Annotated in this window: 14 protein-coding genes, 1 rRNA gene, 1 riboswitch and 1 other annotated feature; of the genes, 3 read left to right on the top strand and 12 right to left on the bottom strand. The window is 32.8% G+C overall.

The window, feature by feature from the left end; all coding sequences use genetic code 11:
- Positions 1 to 36: 36 nt before the first annotated feature.
- The 7 genes from C1715_RS01090 to C1715_RS01060 form a co-directional block, all read right to left on the bottom strand.
- Positions 37 to 657, bottom strand: a complete 621-nt coding sequence (locus C1715_RS01090) for a precorrin-2 dehydrogenase/sirohydrochlorin ferrochelatase family protein (RefSeq protein ID WP_242971862.1) — start codon at positions 655 to 657, stop codon at positions 37 to 39.
- Between the two features lie 26 nt (positions 658 to 683).
- Positions 684 to 1,919: a glutamyl-tRNA reductase gene (hemA, locus tag C1715_RS01085; RefSeq protein WP_102398838.1), complete on the bottom strand. Its 1,236-nt coding sequence runs from the start codon at positions 1,917 to 1,919 to the stop codon at positions 684 to 686.
- The gene (locus C1715_RS01080; protein ID WP_102398837.1) at positions 1,894 to 2,718 is read right to left on the bottom strand and encodes an energy-coupling factor ABC transporter ATP-binding protein; all 825 of its coding nucleotides are present in this window, start codon (positions 2,716 to 2,718) and stop codon (positions 1,894 to 1,896) included. The genes hemA and C1715_RS01080 overlap by 26 nt, the downstream gene beginning before the upstream one ends.
- Positions 2,719 to 2,827: 109 nt before the next feature.
- Positions 2,828 to 3,508, bottom strand: a complete 681-nt coding sequence (gene cbiQ / locus C1715_RS01075) for a cobalt ECF transporter T component CbiQ (RefSeq protein ID WP_102398836.1) — start codon at positions 3,506 to 3,508, stop codon at positions 2,828 to 2,830.
- Entirely contained in the window at positions 3,492 to 3,806 is a 315-nt protein-coding gene (locus C1715_RS01070; protein ID WP_102398835.1) for an energy-coupling factor ABC transporter substrate-binding protein, read from the bottom strand. Before C1715_RS01070 ends, cbiQ begins: the two co-directional genes overlap by 17 nt.
- Positions 3,790 to 4,524, bottom strand: a complete 735-nt coding sequence (locus C1715_RS01065; RefSeq protein ID WP_102398834.1) for an energy-coupling factor ABC transporter permease — start codon at positions 4,522 to 4,524, stop codon at positions 3,790 to 3,792. Before C1715_RS01065 ends, C1715_RS01070 begins: the two co-directional genes overlap by 17 nt.
- 223 nt (positions 4,525 to 4,747) lie before the next feature.
- Positions 4,748 to 4,919: riboswitch (cobalamin riboswitch) on the bottom strand.
- Positions 4,920 to 4,996: 77 nt separating this feature from the next.
- Positions 4,997 to 6,007, bottom strand: a complete 1,011-nt coding sequence (locus tag C1715_RS01060; protein ID WP_102398833.1) for a ketoacyl-ACP synthase III — start codon at positions 6,005 to 6,007, stop codon at positions 4,997 to 4,999.
- Between the two features lie 259 nt (positions 6,008 to 6,266).
- On the opposite strand from C1715_RS01060, the gene C1715_RS01055 reads away from it, so the two are divergent.
- Entirely contained in the window at positions 6,267 to 7,799 is a 1,533-nt protein-coding gene (locus tag C1715_RS01055; protein WP_102398832.1) for a methyl-accepting chemotaxis protein, read from the top strand.
- Between the two features lie 167 nt (positions 7,800 to 7,966).
- Positions 7,967 to 9,688: a sequence feature (23S ribosomal RNA rRNA prediction is too short), on the bottom strand.
- Positions 9,689 to 10,040: 352 nt separating this feature from the next.
- Here the strand turns inward: C1715_RS01055 and C1715_RS01050 are convergent.
- From C1715_RS01050 to C1715_RS01030, 5 genes are all read right to left on the bottom strand, one after another.
- Positions 10,041 to 11,187: ribosomal RNA gene (locus C1715_RS01050) — 16S ribosomal RNA — on the bottom strand.
- Between the two features lie 603 nt (positions 11,188 to 11,790).
- Positions 11,791 to 12,537: a glucosamine-6-phosphate deaminase gene (nagB, locus tag C1715_RS01045; protein ID WP_102398831.1), complete on the bottom strand. Its 747-nt coding sequence runs from the start codon at positions 12,535 to 12,537 to the stop codon at positions 11,791 to 11,793.
- A gap of 268 nt (positions 12,538 to 12,805) precedes the next feature.
- Complete coding sequence (nagA, locus tag C1715_RS01040; RefSeq protein WP_102398830.1) at positions 12,806 to 13,966, bottom strand: N-acetylglucosamine-6-phosphate deacetylase; 1,161 nt, start codon at positions 13,964 to 13,966, stop codon at positions 12,806 to 12,808.
- A gap of 16 nt (positions 13,967 to 13,982) precedes the next feature.
- A complete protein-coding gene (locus tag C1715_RS01035; protein ID WP_180963953.1) occupies positions 13,983 to 14,714 on the bottom strand; it encodes a GntR family transcriptional regulator in 732 nt (243 codons plus the stop codon).
- A 145-nt stretch (positions 14,715 to 14,859) separates the two neighbouring features.
- On the bottom strand, positions 14,860 to 15,927 hold the full coding sequence (locus C1715_RS01030) for an HD-GYP domain-containing protein (RefSeq protein WP_242971861.1): 1,068 nt from the start codon (positions 15,925 to 15,927) through the stop codon (positions 14,860 to 14,862).
- 134 nt (positions 15,928 to 16,061) lie between these two features.
- Here C1715_RS01030 and cls point away from each other — a divergent pair, with 134 nt between their 5' ends.
- Positions 16,062 to 17,495 carry a cardiolipin synthase gene (gene cls / locus C1715_RS01025; RefSeq protein ID WP_102398827.1) on the top strand — a complete coding sequence of 478 codons (1,434 nt, stop codon included), beginning with the start codon at positions 16,062 to 16,064 and terminating at the stop codon, positions 17,493 to 17,495.
- A 267-nt stretch (positions 17,496 to 17,762) separates the two neighbouring features.
- Positions 17,763 to 18,371 (top strand): uracil-DNA glycosylase, encoded by a 609-nt coding sequence (locus C1715_RS01020; protein WP_102398826.1) that lies wholly within the window; start codon positions 17,763 to 17,765, stop codon positions 18,369 to 18,371.
- Positions 18,372 to 18,425 lie beyond the last annotated feature (54 nt).

The raw sequence follows: 18,425 nt of genomic DNA, 5'->3' as shown, positions 1-18,425 counted from the left end.
ACCACAAAAAGGTACAATGTGGTGGAATTATGTAATTTATAAGTCACTCATACATTTATAACTATAAGGATTTATTTTTAATTGTTTATAAAAATCCTTAAGCTCTTGTAGCTTCAAATTTGCTAAGTTATTTAAAATATTTTTCTTCTCACTATTATCCTTACAAGTTTCTAGAATAATTTTTCTTACTTTCCCAAGCAAACTGACGTATTCTTCATAGTCTTCACCATAAGTTTGTTCCAGCTCCCTTCTTATTTTAGCACAAAGGGATGGACTATTCCCTAAAGTGGACACTGAAATTAAAAGGTCGCCCCTTTTCACTGTAGAGGGTACTATAAAACTTGAATCTTCTATATCATCAACTACATTACAAAGTATGTTTTTTTCAACACAAAAAGATGCTATTTTACTATTTACCTCCTTTGAATTAGTTGAGGCTACTACTAAAAAAGCATCCATTATATATTCACTTTTATAATTATCTTTAACTAAACAAAGCTTTTCTGCATAAGCTTCTTTTAAAACAGAAAAATATTCCTGAAAGCTAGGAGCAACAACATAAACTTCAGCTCCATACTCTAAAAACTTCTTACTTTTTCTAAGGGACACGTGTCCCCCACCAATTAATACTATTTTTTTATTATCCAAATCTATCATAAGTGGATAGAACATATCTCTTCTCCTTAAAAATCAAATAATTTATTCACCATATCTATATAGGTATCCATATGATCAGTTTCTTTTATATCCTTAAGGTTCTTTATAGGTTCTCTTATAACCCTCTTTAAAGCAGAACCCAACATCTTCTCTATTATCTTCTTTTCCCTACAGTCTAAATCTAATTTTCTATTTATGTAATCTAAAGTATCTTGTTGAATTTCACTGCATCTGTCATTCAAAGATTTTATAACAGGATCAACCTTTACCTTTTCAAGCCACTCTATAAATTCTTCCACATCTTCTCTTATTATCTCCAAAGCCTCTTTAGCTAGTTCTTCTCTTTTTATTAAATTTTCCTCAGAAGTTTTCTTTAGATCATCTATATCATAAAGATGTACATTTTTCATTCCTTCAACCTTTTCCTCCACATCCCTTGGAAGAGCCAAATCCATTATATAAAGCTCTTTTTTAATGTTTGGCATATCCTTCTTAGTAAATATCATATGTGGAGCTGATGTAGCAGTTATGACAATATCTATATCATTTAAAAGAGAATATCTTTCTTCATATTTTATAGTCTTAAGCTCCGGAAACTGAAAACACAAATCCTTTAATTTTCCATGAGTTCTATTGGTTATATAGATTTCATCTAAACCCTCTTCTTTTAAATATTTTAAGCTTAAACTACTTATTTTTCCTGCACCTACTATAAGAGCCTTTTTACCATTTAAGGATTGTAGTTGCTCTTTTAAAAGTTTAATACCAATATAACTAGTTGAAAGAGGTATTTCGGATATCTTAAGCCTACACTTTATATCTTTAGCAGCAGTTATAGCTTCTCTAAAAAGCTTATTTAGTATCTTTTTACTGCCCCCGACTTCCATAGAAAATTCTAGAGCCTCCCTAACTTGTCCTAAAATTTGATCCTCTCCTAATACCACAGAATCCATGCCTGCAGCCACCATATAAATATGATTTATAGCCTCTTTACCTTTCTTCACAAATATATAGTCATGTATATGATTTATATGAAAGAATTCCTTATAGAATTTTTCTACATCTTTTATTCCCTCATTTATCTTATTACTGCATATGTATATTTCACTTCTATTACAAGTAGATAAAATAACCGCTTCATTAATGCGTCCATCCAGTAAATAATTTATTCCTTCTATCTTTTTAGTTTCGGTAAAAGAAACTTTTTCTCTAACTTCTATAGGAGTAGTATTATGATTAACTCCTACTACTGCTATTTCCATATTGTTCCCTCCAATAATTATAAAAACCTTCCTCGTTCTTAAACAAAGGCACCTGCAAATTTTTATGAAGTTTTACAAGCCAAGGCTGATTTAGACCAGCTTCTTTAAGAAGCTCCTCCTTTGTAAATACTTCCTCTACACTTCCTTCTCCTACTACCTTGCCCTTACTAAGTACATACACATAATCACATATGTCATATATAGAATCCATGTTATGGCTAGATATAACTATCTTCTTGCCCTCTTCTCCTAGCTTATGTATTATTTCTGTGACACTTTCAGTCATCACTGGATCCAATCCTGCAGTAGGTTCATCAAGTAATATTATATCACTATCCATAGCTAAAACACCTGCCATAGCTACTCTTTTTTTCTGACCATAACTTAAAAAATGTACCGGTTTTTCCTTAAATTCGTAAGCTCCTGTTTTTCTTAATACACACTCTACTCTCTCTTTTATTGTATCCTCAGGAAAGTCTAAATTTCTAAGAGCAAAAGCCACATCATCATACACATTAGAATAAAATATTTGCTTATCTGGATCTTGAAAAACTATACTTACCTTTTGCCTAAATTTCCTTAAAAACTTCTTATTATATTGAATTTTCTCACCCTCATAAATTACCGAACCTTTTTTAGGTTTTAATATTCCTATGATATTTAAAAAAAGTGTTGACTTTCCACAACCATTAGCCCCTATTATTCCTATTCTATCTCCCTTATTCATATCTATGTTAATATTATCTAATGCTACAGTTCCATCCTCATACACATAGGTTAAATTTTCCGTCCTAAGCATATTTTCATCCCCTTCTTTTATCCATTAAAAGTTATGTTTTAAGAGTATCTTATTTAAATCACCATGCAATTATCATTTATCTACTATATTTTCTTTTTCATCTTAAATTCTACATTTTAAACTCTCCATCATAAAGCTTACTTTCTAATGATATAATTAATTCTTCATATTTAAGCATAACTCTTACAAATAAGCATCGTATTAAAAGCGAAAGAGACTTATAAGAATTTTTTCTATTATTATACCCAAATCTCATTTCTTGAGCAGTGTGTATTTCCTTGCACTCTTCTAAAAATATAAATATAAATCTATAAATTAATATTAAAAGTTCAATAAATACCTTAGGCAATCTAAATTTTTTAAAAACCACTATAAGTTGATTCATAGGTATAGTTAATGCCATAAAATATGTGGCAGCTACACAAGCCATAGCTCTGAAAAATACATGTCTGCAGGTAACAATTGCATCTCTAGTTATGCCTATGTAATTTTTTGACAGTGGTAGTGCCCATAAAAACAATTCCCTTTTAGGAGAACAGGATATTAAAATAGTTATAAGACTCACAATTAAAAAAGCTGTAGGGATACAAAGGAGTTTAGTATACTTTTTAAAAGGAATTCCAGCAACTCCTACTGTTAGTATCAGTAGAAATAGAAAAATACATAGATTAAATCTATAATCCCTCATATTTAGGGATAAAATTAGTATTCCTATGGCAAAAAAGAATTTTGCCATAGGATTAAAATTTCTTAATCTATTGGTGTATGCATATTTATCTATCAGAAGCACTTTTTTTCTTTCCTTTAAAATAACCTAATGTATATCCTATAACCCCTGCACCTATAGCTCCTTGTGCACAGAAAAGTAAACTTTCTATTTCTCCACTTGGTGGTTCCCAAATGCTTTCAAACCATGGTTTATATCCTGGGTTTATTTCCGTTATAGCCCCTTCTGCCTGATCATCAGCACCTGCAAATTCAGCTCCGCTCTTAAATACTAAAGGAGTTATAATAAGTGCCAATGTTATTAAAAGTAAAATTATATTCTTCTTTTTTGTTGAAGTGCCCGTATTAGTTGATGCTTTCATCTTTTAACACCCCTTCACGTTTATAATCTAAAAGTAGGTTGTAAACTACAGTAGTTAAAAGTCCCTCTGCTATAGCTAAAGGTATTTGAGTTACTGCAAATATACCTAAGAATTTTACAAGTGAAGCTCCTATACCTCCTGATGTAGCTGGAAAAGCTATAGATAACTGAGTAGCTGTAACAACATATGTAGCTAAATCTCCTAAAGCTGCTGCGAAAAATACACAAGTTGATGTCTTAACATTGTTTTTCTTTAAAAGTTTAAATATTGCATAGGATACTAAAGGTCCTACTATTGCCATAGAAAATGTATTTGCACCTAATGTAGTTAGTCCACCATGAGCAAGTAATAATGATTGAAATAATAAAACTATTATACCTAGCACACTCATAATTGTAGGTCCAAATAAAATTGCTCCAAGCCCTACTCCTGTTGGATGTGAACAACTTCCTGTAACTGACGGTATCTTTAAAGCAGATAACACAAAAACAAATCCTCCAGCTAAAGCAATTAATATTTTCTTATTAGGCTGCTCCTTAAATATCTTATTTAAATTTTTAATTCCCATTACTAAGAATGGTATTGTAACTATAGCCCAGAAAATACACCATTTTGCTGGCAAAAATCCCTCCATTATATGCATAGCTTGTACAGTGGAAGGCGTAATAACTGCTAGTAATGCAAGAGCTGCAGCTAATTTAAGTTTTTCTTTACGCATTTTATATCCCCCTCTTAATTTTTATATTTATTTTAAATAAATCACAGGATTTAAATAGTAAATAGAGCTAATAAATATATTCAATAATTGAGGTGAGAAGATACACACAAATAAAAAACCCTAACCAATAGGTTAGGGAATTTTTTCTTATAATCATCTATTTAACAGAATTAATCCATTAAAATTATACAATAAATTATAAGTAGTCTCTTCCCTCCGAAGGCATACTTTAAAATCTTAGGCAGGTCTCCTGACTTAAGTTCTCTCTACTTGTTGGCCTTCCCGTATAATACAGTGGCATAGTCAACTTTCGTCCCTCTTACAGTAGCGGGGGCTGTATTGGATTTTCACCAATTTCCCTTTTAATATTAATAACCTAAATTTTTCTTTTTTAAATTTTACAATCTAACGATACCACAAAAAGTCAAAATATTCAATAGTATATAAAAATTTCTCTTATAAGTTGTCCAAATTAAAATTCATAAAGTACTGAGCACATAGCTACTCCTGCACCTACAGAACAAAATACTGCTTTAGCTCCTCTAGGTATATCCTTGCCCTTAACAGCATGATGAAAAGCTACTATCGGGCTAGTTGTGCCAGTGTATCCATACTTATCTCCAATATAAGTGAATTTATCATGGTAATCCTCTATATTTAAATATTTAGCAGTTTCCGTAATAAATTGCTTTGAATATTGAGATAATAAAAAAAGCTCTATATCATCAATTGTAAAATGAAATTTTTTTGAAAAATATGTAATTGCCTTTGCCCATTCTGGAGCAAAAAAATCCAAATGAAATCCTCTCCACCTTTGCTTTTTTTCATATTCTCCTACATCATTATGTCTAGCTTTTGTCATACCACAAGCTGGAGACATTATTGTATCATAATATTTAGAGACAGTGGTATATTTTGAATCTAATACTCCTCTAAGAGTTTTCTCCTCTTTAGCTTCTAATATAAGGGCTGCTCCTGCATCCCCAGAAGCAGGATAAGTGTACTTACAATCTTCTCTTGCTATTGAAGACACGTATAATCCTCCACACACCAAACAATATCTTATATCATCGTTTGTTTTCATCATTCTAGATGCTTGATCCAATGCAACAACCATTCCTACACAATTAGAATTTAAATCATATACTATATGTGCATTTTGGGCATTTAATTCTTTATTTATTATTAATGCATTAGATGGCGTTAAATATTCTGGAGTATCTGATGAAAATACTATCATATCTAATTGTTCTGGTGATATATTTGCACTTTTTAATGCCTCCCTAGAGGCTTCTAGCGCCATAGTTAATGCATTTTCTTCTTTATTATCGATTACATATCTATATTTCCTCCCTAGATTATTTAAAAGTGCCCTTATGTCTACATCCTTATTGTCAAAATGTTTAATAAAAAATTCGTTTCCTACCCTTTTCTTTGGATGGTACACACCTGTGCCTATGATATTTACATTTCTAAACCCCATAATCTGTCACTCCCATTCGTCTATTTTAAAACTTTTATATTTATATTTATAATTTTAATTAAATATTTAATGAAACTATATATACCTTTTAAAAATATATTATCAATTTTTTGCATATTATTCAATAACTATATTATTTTCTCATAAATCTACTATTATATTGTAAAATCGTTAAATTTTTTATAATTACAAACGATAATATTATTGCTTGCTGTTAATAACGCTGCTAACAATATTTATAAAGAAAGGGTGTCAATTAGTGAAAGATGAAAAAACTATAATTTCATATCAAAAAGATACATTAAAGTTTGTAATACTCATTTATTCTTTTAGTTGTATACTTTCTCTTATTTTCTTTACATTTCTAAAAAAATTCGGAATAAACGAACAACTAAAATGGTCTACATTGATTAAGTTAGGTATTTTAACCCTTGTAGAAATATCCGTTCTATTTTCAATGTATAAAATGACCATAAAAGAAGGAGTATTGATACAAAAAAACTTTAAGTTTTTAAAAATGGCAATACTTATAATTACATATGTGCACTATTTATATTTAACTTTTACAATTCCATCTAAAGATCTGTGGTGGTTTATATTTTATTTTGTGATACTAGGTGCATTGTTTTTAGACTTAAAAATGCTGACAACCTCCATTGTCATGGCAGTAATAAGTGTATCAATTGTTTGGAAGTTTAATTCTAGCATCCTTCCTCAAGGAAATCTACGTACTTCTGAATTACTTATAAGGGGAATAACTGTTATACTAACCTTATTAGGTATTTATGCATTTGCTTATTTTGCTGCTAATCTATTGAAAAAAATAGATGAAAATGAAAATGAACTGACCATAGAACGTAATAACATGAAAAATATACTAGACGAATCCTCTGACTGCTCAAAATCCATACTTGAATCTAGTAAAGTTTTGGCTGATATAGCAAATCAAGAAAGTCTTTCTATTCAAAATATAGCTAATACAGGTTATACTTTAACAGAAGATTCTAAAAGTATATTAGAAAAAACCTCGAAAAATATATCTATACTAAATAATTTTCTTGAAAATACCAAAAGCATTTCCTCAAATATAAGCAATACTAGCGAAACATCATCAAAACTTATTGAGGTATCAAATGAAAATCAGAACTCCTTAGGGAAAACTCTAGATATAATACAAGAAATTGCCTCAAGCATAGATGTAACTTTGGATTCCACAAATATCCTTCAACAAAAGTCTGCAGAAGTAGATAATATACTATTAATTATTAGAAGTATTTCCGAGCAAACTAATTTATTGGCATTAAATGCTTCCATTGAAGCAGCAAGAGCTGGAGATTTAGGAAATGGTTTTGCAGTAGTAGCTGATGAGATAAGAAAATTAGCTGAAAGCACTAACGCTTCCCTGGAAGATGTGGAAAAAATTATAAGTGAATTAAAAATACATATTAGAGAAGTAGAAGATCATATGATAGGAAATAATGACAAAATTAAAAATGGTAATAATATATTAAGCTCTACAGTTGAAAGCCTTAACAATATGGTAGAACAATTAAAATCATCTAATAAAGATATACATTCAATAGATGAATTCACAAAATCCATGGTATGTGAAACTAACAATGTTGTAAATTTTAATAAAGAAATATCCTTTACAACTGAAAATGTCATAAACAAATTTAAAACTATATCTGACTCAGTAACTGAAACTGCAGCAACCAGCGAAGAATTAGCTAGCAATGCCGAAAACCTTAAAAACGTAGCTCACAAGATTAATGATATCATAAAAATTTAATATACAACTAATCCATTACAATTAAACTCCTTTTAGTAAATTATAAGTAACTAAGTTTACCAAACTACTTCGTTTGCTAAAAGGGGGTTATTTTATATCTTAATTGCCACATTTAAACTCTTTTCAAAACTTTTTAAAGTTATCCTTACCACTTGGAACTTATTATTTTGATTATATAGAAAATATTAGCTTATTGTATAGAAAAATAATAAGTTAACGTTTTTTACAACAAAAAACCCTTAGATTTATCTAAGGGTTNCCATTTTCCTCGATAGAGGCTTTTCTTGGCAGTGTGGAATTGGATACTTCGCTACTAAAATTTCACTCCCCATCACACCTCAGACTTAAGATTGAACGGATTTGCCTGTTCAATCATCCTAAGTGCTTAGACGCACATCCATCAGTGCGCACATCCTATCCTACTGCGTCACCCCATTTCTCAAACGGATCATGGTGGTATCGGAATATCAACCGATTGTCCATCACCTACGCCTTTCGGCCTCGGCTTAGGTCCCGACTAACCCTGAGCGGACGAGCCTTCCTCAGGAAACCTTAGATTTTCGGCCAATGAGATTCTCACTCATTTCTCGCTACTTATGCCAGCATTCTCACTTCTGTACAGTCCACCGCTCCTTACGGTACGACTTCAACCCGTACAGAAAGCTCCCCTACCATATACATAGTATATCCATAGCTTCGGTGGTAAGTTTGAGCCCCGGACATCTTCGGCGCAGGATCTCTTGACTAGTGAGCTATTACGCACTCTTTAAATGAGTGGCTGCTTCTAAGCCAACATCCTAGTTGTCTTAGAAATCCCACATCCTTTACCACTTAACTTACACTTTGGGACCTTAGCTGATGGTCTGGGCTGTTTCCCTCTTGACCACGGATCTTATCATTCGTAGTCTGACTGCCAGGATAAAAGTAAATGGCATTCGGAGTTTGATAAGGTTCGGTAAGCGATATGCCCCCTAGCCTATTCAGTGCTCTACCTCCATTACTCAATTACCTGACGCTAGCCCTAAAGCTATTTCGGGGAGAACCAGCTATCTCCGAGTTCGATTGGAATTTCTCCGCTATCCACAGCTCATCCCATGGTTTTTCAACACCAACGTGGTTCGGTCCTCCACGGAATTTTACTTCCGCTTCAACCTGGCCATGGATAGGTCACCCGGTTTCGGGTCTACAGCATGCAACTAATCGCCCTATTCAGACTCGGTTTCCCTGCGGCTCCGCACCTTAAGTGCTTAACCTTGCTACATACCATAACTCGCTGGCTCGTTCTACAAAAAGCACGCCGTCACACATGTAAAGTGCTTCGACAGTTTGTAGGCACACGGTTTCAGGTTCTATTTCACTCCCCTCCCGGGGTTCTTTTCACCTTTCCCTCACGGTACTTCTTCACTATCGGTCACTAGGTAGTATTTAGCCTTGGGAGGTGGTCCTCCCAGCTTCCCACAAGGTTTCACGTGTCTCGTGGTACTCTGGAGTAGATCTATCTTATATTTCTTTTACCTACAGGACTATTACCTTCTGTGGTGGAGCGTTCCAGCTCTCTTCGATTAGAAAATCTAAGACGTTATGATCTATCCGCAACCCCTAAATCCGAAGACTTAGGTTTGGGCTCTTTCCCGTTCGCTCGCCGCTACTTAGGAAATCGATTTTTCTTTCTCTTCCTCCGGGTACTTAGATGTTTCAGTTCCCCGGGTTTGCCTCTGTATACCTATGAATTCAGCATACAGTACTCAGCGTAGCTGAGCAGGTTGCCCCATTCGGAAATCTGTGGTTCACAGGCTATTTGCGCCTACCCACAGCTTATCGCAGCTTATCACGTCCTTCGTCGGCTCCTAGTGCCAAGGCATCCGCCATGCGCCCTTTGTAGCTTGACCTGTATAATTTGTCAAAATCTCTGATTTTGTAACAAATTAACACTCATCAGCTCTGCTGATTGAGTTTCCTTAATTCATCTTAAAATCTTTGATTTTGTTGCAAATTAGCACTTATTAGATTATCTAATAAGTTTGTTTCTATAATTGATTCTCCAGTGAAATCATCACAATTGTAATAATTTCTACTTTCTTCACTGTGCAATTTTCAAAGAACAACTTTTCAGTTGCTAGTTTGCTAATTTCATAGCGTCTAGCTACTGATGAGAGATCTGGTCTCTCAAAATTAAACAGAGATTTCAGTGAACTTGTCATAATTTACGAAAAGGTGACTTCCTTTTCATGTTCTCCTTAGAAAGGAGGTGATCCAGCCGCAGGTTCTCCTACGGCTACCTTGTTACGACTTCACCCCAATCACTAATCCCACCTTCGGCCGCTGGCTCCTTACGGTTACCTCACGGACTTCGGGTGTTACCAGCTCTCATGGTGTGACGGGCGGTGTGTACAAGGCCCGGGAACGTATTCACCGCGACATTCTGATTCGCGATTACTAGCAACTCCAGCTTCATGTAGGCGAGTTGCAGCCTACAATCCGAACTGAGATCGGTTTTTGAGATTTGCTCCACCTCACGGTCTTGCGTCTCGTTGTACCGACCATTGTAGCACGTGTGTAGCCCTAGACATAAGGGGCATGATGATTTGACGTCATCCCCACCTTCCTCCTGGTTAACCCAGGCAGTCTTGCTAGAGTGCTCAACTTAATGGTAGCAACTAACAATAGGGGTTGCGCTCGTTGCGGGACTTAACCCAACATCTCACGACACGAGCTGACGACAACCATGCACCACCTGTCACCAAGTTCCCCGAAGGGCACTACCGTGTTTCCACAGTATTCTTGGGATGTCAAGTCTAGGTAAGGTTCTTCGCGTTGCTTCGAATTAAACCACATGCTCCGCTGCTTGTGCGGGCCCCCGTCAATTCCTTTGAGTTTTAATCTNCCGCGGCTGCTGGCACGTAGTTAGCCGTGGCTTCCTCCTCTGGTACCGTCATTATCGTCCCAGATAACAGAGCTTTACAACCCTAAGGCCTTCATCACTCACGCGGCGTTGCTGCGTCAGGGTTTCCCCCATTGCGCAATATTCCCCACTGCTGCCTCCCGTAGGAGTCTGGACCGTGTCTCAGTTCCAATGTGGCCGATCACCCTCTCAGGTCGGCTACGCATCGTCGCCTTGGTAAGCCTTTACCTTACCAACTAGCTAATGCGCCGCGGGCCCATCTCAAAGCGGATTGCTCCTTTGATTACAAAACCATGCGATTTCGTAATTTTATGCGGTATTAATCTCCCTTTCGGGAGGCTATTCCCCTCTTTGAGGCAGGTTGCCCACGTGTTACTCACCCGTCCGCCGCTAATCCGTTCCCCGAAGGGAACTTCATCGCTCGACTTGCATGTGTTAGGCACGCCGCCAGCGTTCGTCCTGAGCCAGGATCAAACTCTCAATTTAAAAGTTCAATCTCAAACTCAAATTCACTGACTTTATGATTCATCATCATCATCTCTGTTTAATTTTCAAAGACCAGTTTGCCGTTTTTAAGCGACTTCTTTTATTATATCACTTAAATTCGACTTTGTCAACTTTTATAAAACATTTTTTATTAAATTTTCTTGTCGTTTCTTAGCGACAAGTGATATTTTATCATAATATTTTATGTGTTTACGCATTCAATACTTTAATAATTAAAATTAAACTCCTTTTTCGGATTATTTCTAGTTTTTTCTCAATATATCTAGTATTGATACACCAGGCTACTTTGTGAGCTTACTCCAGCCACAAGGGCATGGGGATTCCTACTTCCTCCACCTCGTAAAAGCTTTTGCTTTAATTCGTATTCTACTAAGCTATACCGCAAGGTTTTACAATATAATGATTATCCCACAAAAAGTATTACATTACTTGAATTATGAAATTTCTCTGTAATGACTTGCATAAGAAGCAAAGGAACTGTTTAAATTTATTGTTTCGAACTCTTATGCAAGTCATGGAGGAGGAATTTCATAATTCCTCCTCATTGTACCTTTTTATGATTTAATTGTATAATTTATATTATTAGTAATTATATTCCATTGTACTTAATTCGCTAGCAGCTTCTTTATCAATTATAAATGTTACATCTTTATGTAATTGAAGAATTGAAGCTGGTACTTCTGGAGTTATTTTACCTTCTATAGTTTTTCTTATAGCCTCTGCCTTTCCTTTTCCATTTGCTAATAATAAAATCTTTTTAGACATCATTATTGTCTTTATTCCCATACTTACTGCTGTTGTAGGAACTTCATCCATGGAATTAAAGAATCTTGAATTGTCCTTTATTGTTTTTTCATTTAAATTAACTAGATGTGTTCCAGTCTCAAAGGTAGCATTTGGTTCATTAAATCCTATATGGCCATTCCCACCTATACCTAATACTTGTATGTCTATGCCGCCAACCTCTTCTATTTTTTTATCATACTCTAAACATTCTTTTTCTATATTTTCTGTCATTCCATTAGGTATGTTAATATTTTCTTCACCAACATTTATATGATTAAACAAGTTTTTATTCATATAATAATGATAACTTTGTTCATTGCTTTTTTCCAAACCATAATATTCATCTAAATTAAAAGTCTTTATACTAGAAAAATCTACTTCTCTATTCTTGTACATGTTAATTAATTCCTTGTACATGCCTATTGGAGTACTGCCTGTAGCTAACCCTAGTATACTATTGGGCTTTAATATAACTTGACTTGCCATCATTATAGCTGCTTTTTTGCTCATTTCCTCGTAATTTTCTACAATTATTATCCTCATATTCTATTCCCTTCTCCTTTATATTATTTACTATTAATATTATTTAGGTACATGAAAAGAAATAACATTTCAAAGATGCTGGTATATTTTGTGTCAGACAAGAAAGCAGGTTCCATAGCTAGTACTATCGGTGGGTTCTGCTGACTCAGTATGACGCAAAATACACTAGCATACTGATTTGTTATTTATTTGAATGTGCCTTAAGATATAAACTATGTGCTAATATTAAAATATAAGCTATATCATTCTACATATTACTTACTATTTCTTAGGCCCTAAAAACTACGTTTCCTTCCACTATAGTAGCCTTTATATTAAATTTTTCATCAAAAATAGTGAAATCCGCATCCTTTCCTATTTCTATGCTTCCTTTTCTCTTATCTACACTTATAACTCTAGCTGGATTTATGCTAGCCATGGCCACTACTTCTTGTATTTTTAGATTTGTATTTTCAAGTATATTTTTTATTCCGTTATTTAGATTTAAAATACTTCCAGCTAGTGTTCCATCCTCCAATCTTGCAGAGTTATCCTTTACTATTACCTTTTGTCCTCCAAGATCATAATTTCCATCATTTAAATTTCCTGCTCTCATACAATCTGTAATTAATACTACTTTGTCAAAACCCTTTACATTTATTAGTACATTAAATGCACCTGGATGCACATGTATTTTATCTGCTATTAATTCACAACTAACATTACTATTCATTATTGCTCCTACAACCCCAGGTTTTCTATGATGTAGTGGTGTCATAGCATTAAATGTATGTGTTCCATGGGTAATTCCTAACTCCATAGCTTCTATGGCTTGTTCATAAGTAGCATCTGTATGACCTATAGATAATATTATATTTGTATCCTTTTTAACCTTTTTTATAAACTGATATTTCTCGTCCATTTCCGGTGCTAAAGTTATGATTTTTATTGTGTCTAAATAGTCTTTAATGAAATCATAATCTGGTTTTTCTATGTATTTTTCATTTTGTGCACCTTTATATTTCGGATTTATAAAAGGACCTTCCATATGTGCACCTAAAATTTTTGCTCCTTCTGCTATACTACCCATGCTTTCTCTAATAGCATTCAACGCTTTATAAATCTTCTCCTTAGCCATAGTCATAGTAGTAGGTAAAAATGCTGTTACTCCATTTTTGCACACATTCCTACTTATGGTTTTTACATCTTCTAAAGTTCCATCCATAGTGTCGCTACCCCCACAACCATGAACGTGTATGTCTATAAAGCCTGGTGAAATATAGTAGCCCTTTGCATCTATAATCTCATATCCTTTTATATTATTCTTATTAATATACTGTTCTAAATTTTTTTCATCTATTATATCTAAAATTTTTTCTTTGAAAAATAATGCTTTATTTTTTAGAACTTTGTTCTCAAGTATTATTTTTCCATTCCTTATTATTTTCATGCTATCATCTCCCATATTAAGTAAGTACTATCTCATATTTATATTTGTCACTTCTGTATATTTCCCTAGTATGCTCTATGGGTATATCATTTTCTAAATAAGTTGTTCTTTTAAACATTAGTGCAAGAGAATTATCCTCTTGATTTAATAATTGACTTTCAAACTCATTTAACATTATTGGTTCTATTGTTTGTTTTGCAAATTTTAAATTAAAACTATATTTTTCTCTTAGTATTTCATAAAGTGACTTTCCATCTAAGCTCTCTTTTGTTAAATCTGGGCACATATAACAAGGTATAAAAACTTTTTCCAAAGCATAAGGGTCCTGTTCAATAATTCTTAATCTATTTATTTCTATTACTTCTTCTTGATCTTTCGGAAGTTTCAAAACACATTTTATTTGATTTGTAGCTTTCTTTACATTGAAGGATATTATCTTCGAACTAGACTTAAGTCCTTTTTCCTCCATTTGCTCTGTAAAACCCTTTAGTTGCAATTGCTGTTTCTCCTTAGGACAGGCAACAAAAGTTCCTTTACCCTGCTCCCTATATAAAACTCCCTCATTTACTAAAGACATTATTGCTTTATTTACAGTCATTCTACTTACTTCTTGAAGCTGGCATATTTCTCTTTCAGGAGGTATTAATTCTCCTGGAATTAATTCTCCATCTTCTATCATGTCAAGCAATAATTGCTTTATTTGATAATACAGTGGAAGTGGACTATCCTTACAAATTTTTCTCAAAATATTACCTCCCGCTATAAATAAATATTATCATATTCACATGTTGTTATGTTGTATATACCAATTATAATATAAAATGATGTGGAAATTCAACATCATTTTAAAATTTATATGCATTTACCATGAAATAAACAGTTAACAATCGTACTTATTCATGGTAAACATCGACTATTGTAATGCTTGGATTATCCAAAAGATTCATATCATATGTATAAACATTATTCTTTTTAGATTCCCCACATGTAACTCTTATTATTGGCCTGTCTGGGAAATTTTCATTTTGTTCAACTACATATCCCTCTAAACCATTAGACAATATTAGTTTACATCCTAAAGGATATATAGCAAAGCATTGCTTAAACTTTTCTACGTACTTTGGTTCAAACATTATACCTGAATTACTAAGTATTAATTCATAGGCCTCATTAGGTGAAAACCTATTTCTATAGCTCCTATTAGAACTTACAGCAGTAAAAACATCACAAATACTTATGATTTTTGCATAATCGCAAATTTCATCTCCCTTTAATCCAAAAGGATACCCTGTACCTAAAATTTTCTCATGATGCTGTAAAACCCCTAAAATAATGTCCTTAGAAAAAATACCTTTACTCCTTAATATTTCTCCTCCAAATATAGGATGTTTTCTTATTACATTTAATTCATTTTTAGTTAAATCTCCCTTTTTATTTATTACACTACTGGGGATTTTTGTCTTTCCAATATCATGAAGAATACCGCATATGCCAAGTTCTCTAACTTTTTCCTTATCCCACCCTAATTTAACCCCTAAGTATGTAGCCATTATCCCTGTATTTAGAGAATGTATATATGTATAATCATCATATAACTTTACTTCATATAAATTGGTATTTAAATTATTTTGTTCAAAAATATAATCAATAATATTTTGAATATTACCTAAACTTTCCTTAATTTGAGATTTAGTTCCTGATAATATATTTTGGAATAGGAAAGGTATTTCATTTAAACTAGAGGATTTTAATCTATCTATTTCGCCATTTTCCTTAGTATCTACATCAGTAAATGTGTCATCCTTTATGTATACAAGATATATTCCATTAGCTTCTAGCTGCCTTATATAACTTAGAGTTAATGTACTTCCCTTTTTTAAAAGTACACTTCCATCACTAGAAAGTATATTTCTAGCTAAAATTTCTTTTCCACTTAAATTTTTTATAAATTCTAACTTCATAATTCCCTCCATAAACCTTAATACCAATTTACATATTATACAGTATTTCTATAAATTTGCAGGAATTCCTTTGAAATATTTAAAAATAATTGATATTATATTTCTACACAGTTATATTTAAAGGAGGAGGCCTTATGAATACTAACCTTATAAAAATACTTTCTTGGTTTTTTATAATTAACGCAGTAATATCTATAATAGTTATAATTTTAGAACGTAGAAGACCCGAAAAAACTATAGCATGGCTATTAATATTATTAATTTTACCTCCTATAGGTTTGTTTTTATATATATTTGCGGGAAGGAATTGGAAAAAACATAAATTAAACACCGAAAACACTCAACGTACTCACAAACTTGTATCTGAAACTTTATGTCATATAAGAAATGTCAAGTATCCTTCTCTTATACAATTAATAATGAATAATAATAATTGTCCCGTTTTTATAGATAATGATATATCAATACTTACCACTGGTGAAGAAAAATTCAAAATATTAAAAGATTGTCTGAAAAATGCAAAACATCATATACATCTTGAATACTATATAGTTAAAAATGACACAATAGGAAATGAGATAAAAAACATATTAATAGAAAAAGCTAGAGAAGGAGTAGAAGTACGTTTTATTATAGATAAGGTAGGTTCTCCTACTATAAAAAAAGATTTCATAAACCAGTTAAAAGCTGCAGGAGTAGATGTAGTTTTTTATACTTACTTTCTAGCACCTTTATTTAAAAAAATAAACACTCAATTAAATTATAGAAACCATCGTAAAATAGCTATTATCGATGGCAAAATAGGATTTTTAGGTGGCATAAATATAGGGGATGAATACTTAGGTAAAAGTAAATTAGGCTACTGGCGAGATACACATTTAATGATTCAGGGTGACTCGGTGCTTGGGCTTCAGGCTTCATTTTTTGACGATTTCTTCATGGTTAAAAAAAGCCAAAATACATTTCCTTGGCATAATGATTTTGAATCCTATTTCCCTACTCCTGATAATTTTAAAGGAAAAATAATGCAATTAGTCAAAAGTGGCCCTGATTCTGAAAATGCATCTATTATGCAAGTAATTATTAAAATGATTTCTCTAGCAGAAGATCATATTTACATAGCCACACCATATTTTGTTCCAAATTATAGTGTGATGAATGCTTTAAAAATAGCTGCCTTAAGTGGCATTAAGATAAAAATTTTATTTCCGGGTCGCTATGACCACTTTACTGTTTATTATGCCTCTAAAACTTATCTTTCAGAATTAGCTAAATACGGTATTGAAATCTATCTTTATAGAAAAGATGCCTTTATGCACTCAAAATTTATGACCATAGATGGAGAAATTTCTACTGTAGGCACTGCTAATATGGATATCCGTAGCTTTGAGTTAAACTATGAAATAAATGCAGTTATATATGATAAATTCTCCACGGAAAACCTCGAAGCTATTTTTATAAATGATCTAGAACAAAGTACTTTAGCTAATTATAACTATTTTGAAAATACACCTTTGTACAAAAAGTTTATGGAGGCTATAGCTAGAATTTTTTCAAATCTCCTTTAATATTTACGAAAATACTATTTTATATTAATCAATGTTAGATAAACTGATATAAATATATAAGTATTTTTTCTTACTTACATAAGGTACATGAAAAGAAATACCCAGTCAAAGATGCTGGTATATTTTGTGTCAGACAAGGAAGCAGGTTCCGCAGCTAGTAGGAACTATGGGTTCTGCTGACGCAGTATGACGCAAAATAGACTAGCATACTGACTTGTTATTTATTTGAATGTGCATAAATAAAGAAAAGAGGTGACCTTCAGCAAAATGACTCTTGAAGAGATAAAAGATGCAATTAAAAATATATCCGATAATTATAAAGAAGATCATATAGGTGGATGGATAACTGGTGATGGACCTGTGCCTTGTGATATCTTATTCGTAGGCGAAGCTCCTGGTAAAACAGAAGTGGAAACAGGTAAACCTTTTGTAGGCACTGCTGGCAAAACCTTTGAAAACTATCTAAAATCTATAGGCATTAGTAGAAAAGAGATACGAATAACAAATACCTGCTTTTTTAGGCCTATAAAAAAGAAGCTTTCGAAAAATGGAAGAGAAACTATAAGCAACCGTCCTCCAAAAACTTCTGAGATAAATTTATTTAGACACCTATTAGATGAAGAAATCAAATTGGCCAATCCAAAACTAATAGTAACCCTTGGCAATGTCCCACTTAAGAGACTTACAACCTTTAGTAGCATAGGAAGCTGTCATGGAGAACTTTATTTTAATGAGGAAATAAAAAGATACATTTTCCCAATGTATCATCCTTCTTCACTCACGTACAATAGAAGTGAAGATTTTAAAGATATGTACTCTAAAGACTGGAAAAAACTATCCGAAGCTTTAAAAAAACTTACCACGCAACAAAAATAAAATGCAAAGCAAGTACCGTAAGAAAAATCACACTTTAAGTCCATAAAAAAATTG

This window comes from Haloimpatiens massiliensis (genome assembly GCF_900184255.1).
Taxonomy (GTDB): domain Bacteria; phylum Bacillota; class Clostridia; order Clostridiales; family Clostridiaceae; genus Haloimpatiens; species Haloimpatiens massiliensis.
Note: the sequence above shows the minus strand (reverse complement) of the source record. Positions and strands in the feature narration are given on the sequence as shown.

What these genes read in the sequence shown, in the direction of transcription:
- cls (WP_102398827.1), top strand. Translation starts at nt 16,062, where the DNA reads ATGAATACTAACCTTATAAAAATACTTTCTTGGTTTTTTATAATTAAC.
- nagB (WP_102398831.1), bottom strand. Translation starts at nt 12,537, where the DNA reads ATGAGGATAATAATTGTAGAAAATTACGAGGAAATGAGCAAAAAAGCA.
- hemA (WP_102398838.1), bottom strand. Translation starts at nt 1,919, where the DNA reads ATGGAAATAGCAGTAGTAGGAGTTAATCATAATACTACTCCTATAGAA.
- C1715_RS01070 (WP_102398835.1), bottom strand. Translation starts at nt 3,806, where the DNA reads ATGAAAGCATCAACTAATACGGGCACTTCAACAAAAAAGAAGAATATA.
- C1715_RS01065 (WP_102398834.1), bottom strand. Translation starts at nt 4,524, where the DNA reads ATGCGTAAAGAAAAACTTAAATTAGCTGCAGCTCTTGCATTACTAGCA.
- C1715_RS01060 (WP_102398833.1), bottom strand. Translation starts at nt 6,007, where the DNA reads ATGGGGTTTAGAAATGTAAATATCATAGGCACAGGTGTGTACCATCCA.
- nagA (WP_102398830.1), bottom strand. Translation starts at nt 13,966, where the DNA reads ATGAAAATAATAAGGAATGGAAAAATAATACTTGAGAACAAAGTTCTA.
- C1715_RS01020 (WP_102398826.1), top strand. Translation starts at nt 17,763, where the DNA reads ATGACTCTTGAAGAGATAAAAGATGCAATTAAAAATATATCCGATAAT.
- C1715_RS01030 (WP_242971861.1), bottom strand. Translation starts at nt 15,927, where the DNA reads ATGAAGTTAGAATTTATAAAAAATTTAAGTGGAAAAGAAATTTTAGCT.
- C1715_RS01090 (WP_242971862.1), bottom strand. Translation starts at nt 657, where the DNA reads ATGATAGATTTGGATAATAAAAAAATAGTATTAATTGGTGGGGGACAC.
- C1715_RS01080 (WP_102398837.1), bottom strand. Translation starts at nt 2,718, where the DNA reads ATGCTTAGGACGGAAAATTTAACCTATGTGTATGAGGATGGAACTGTA.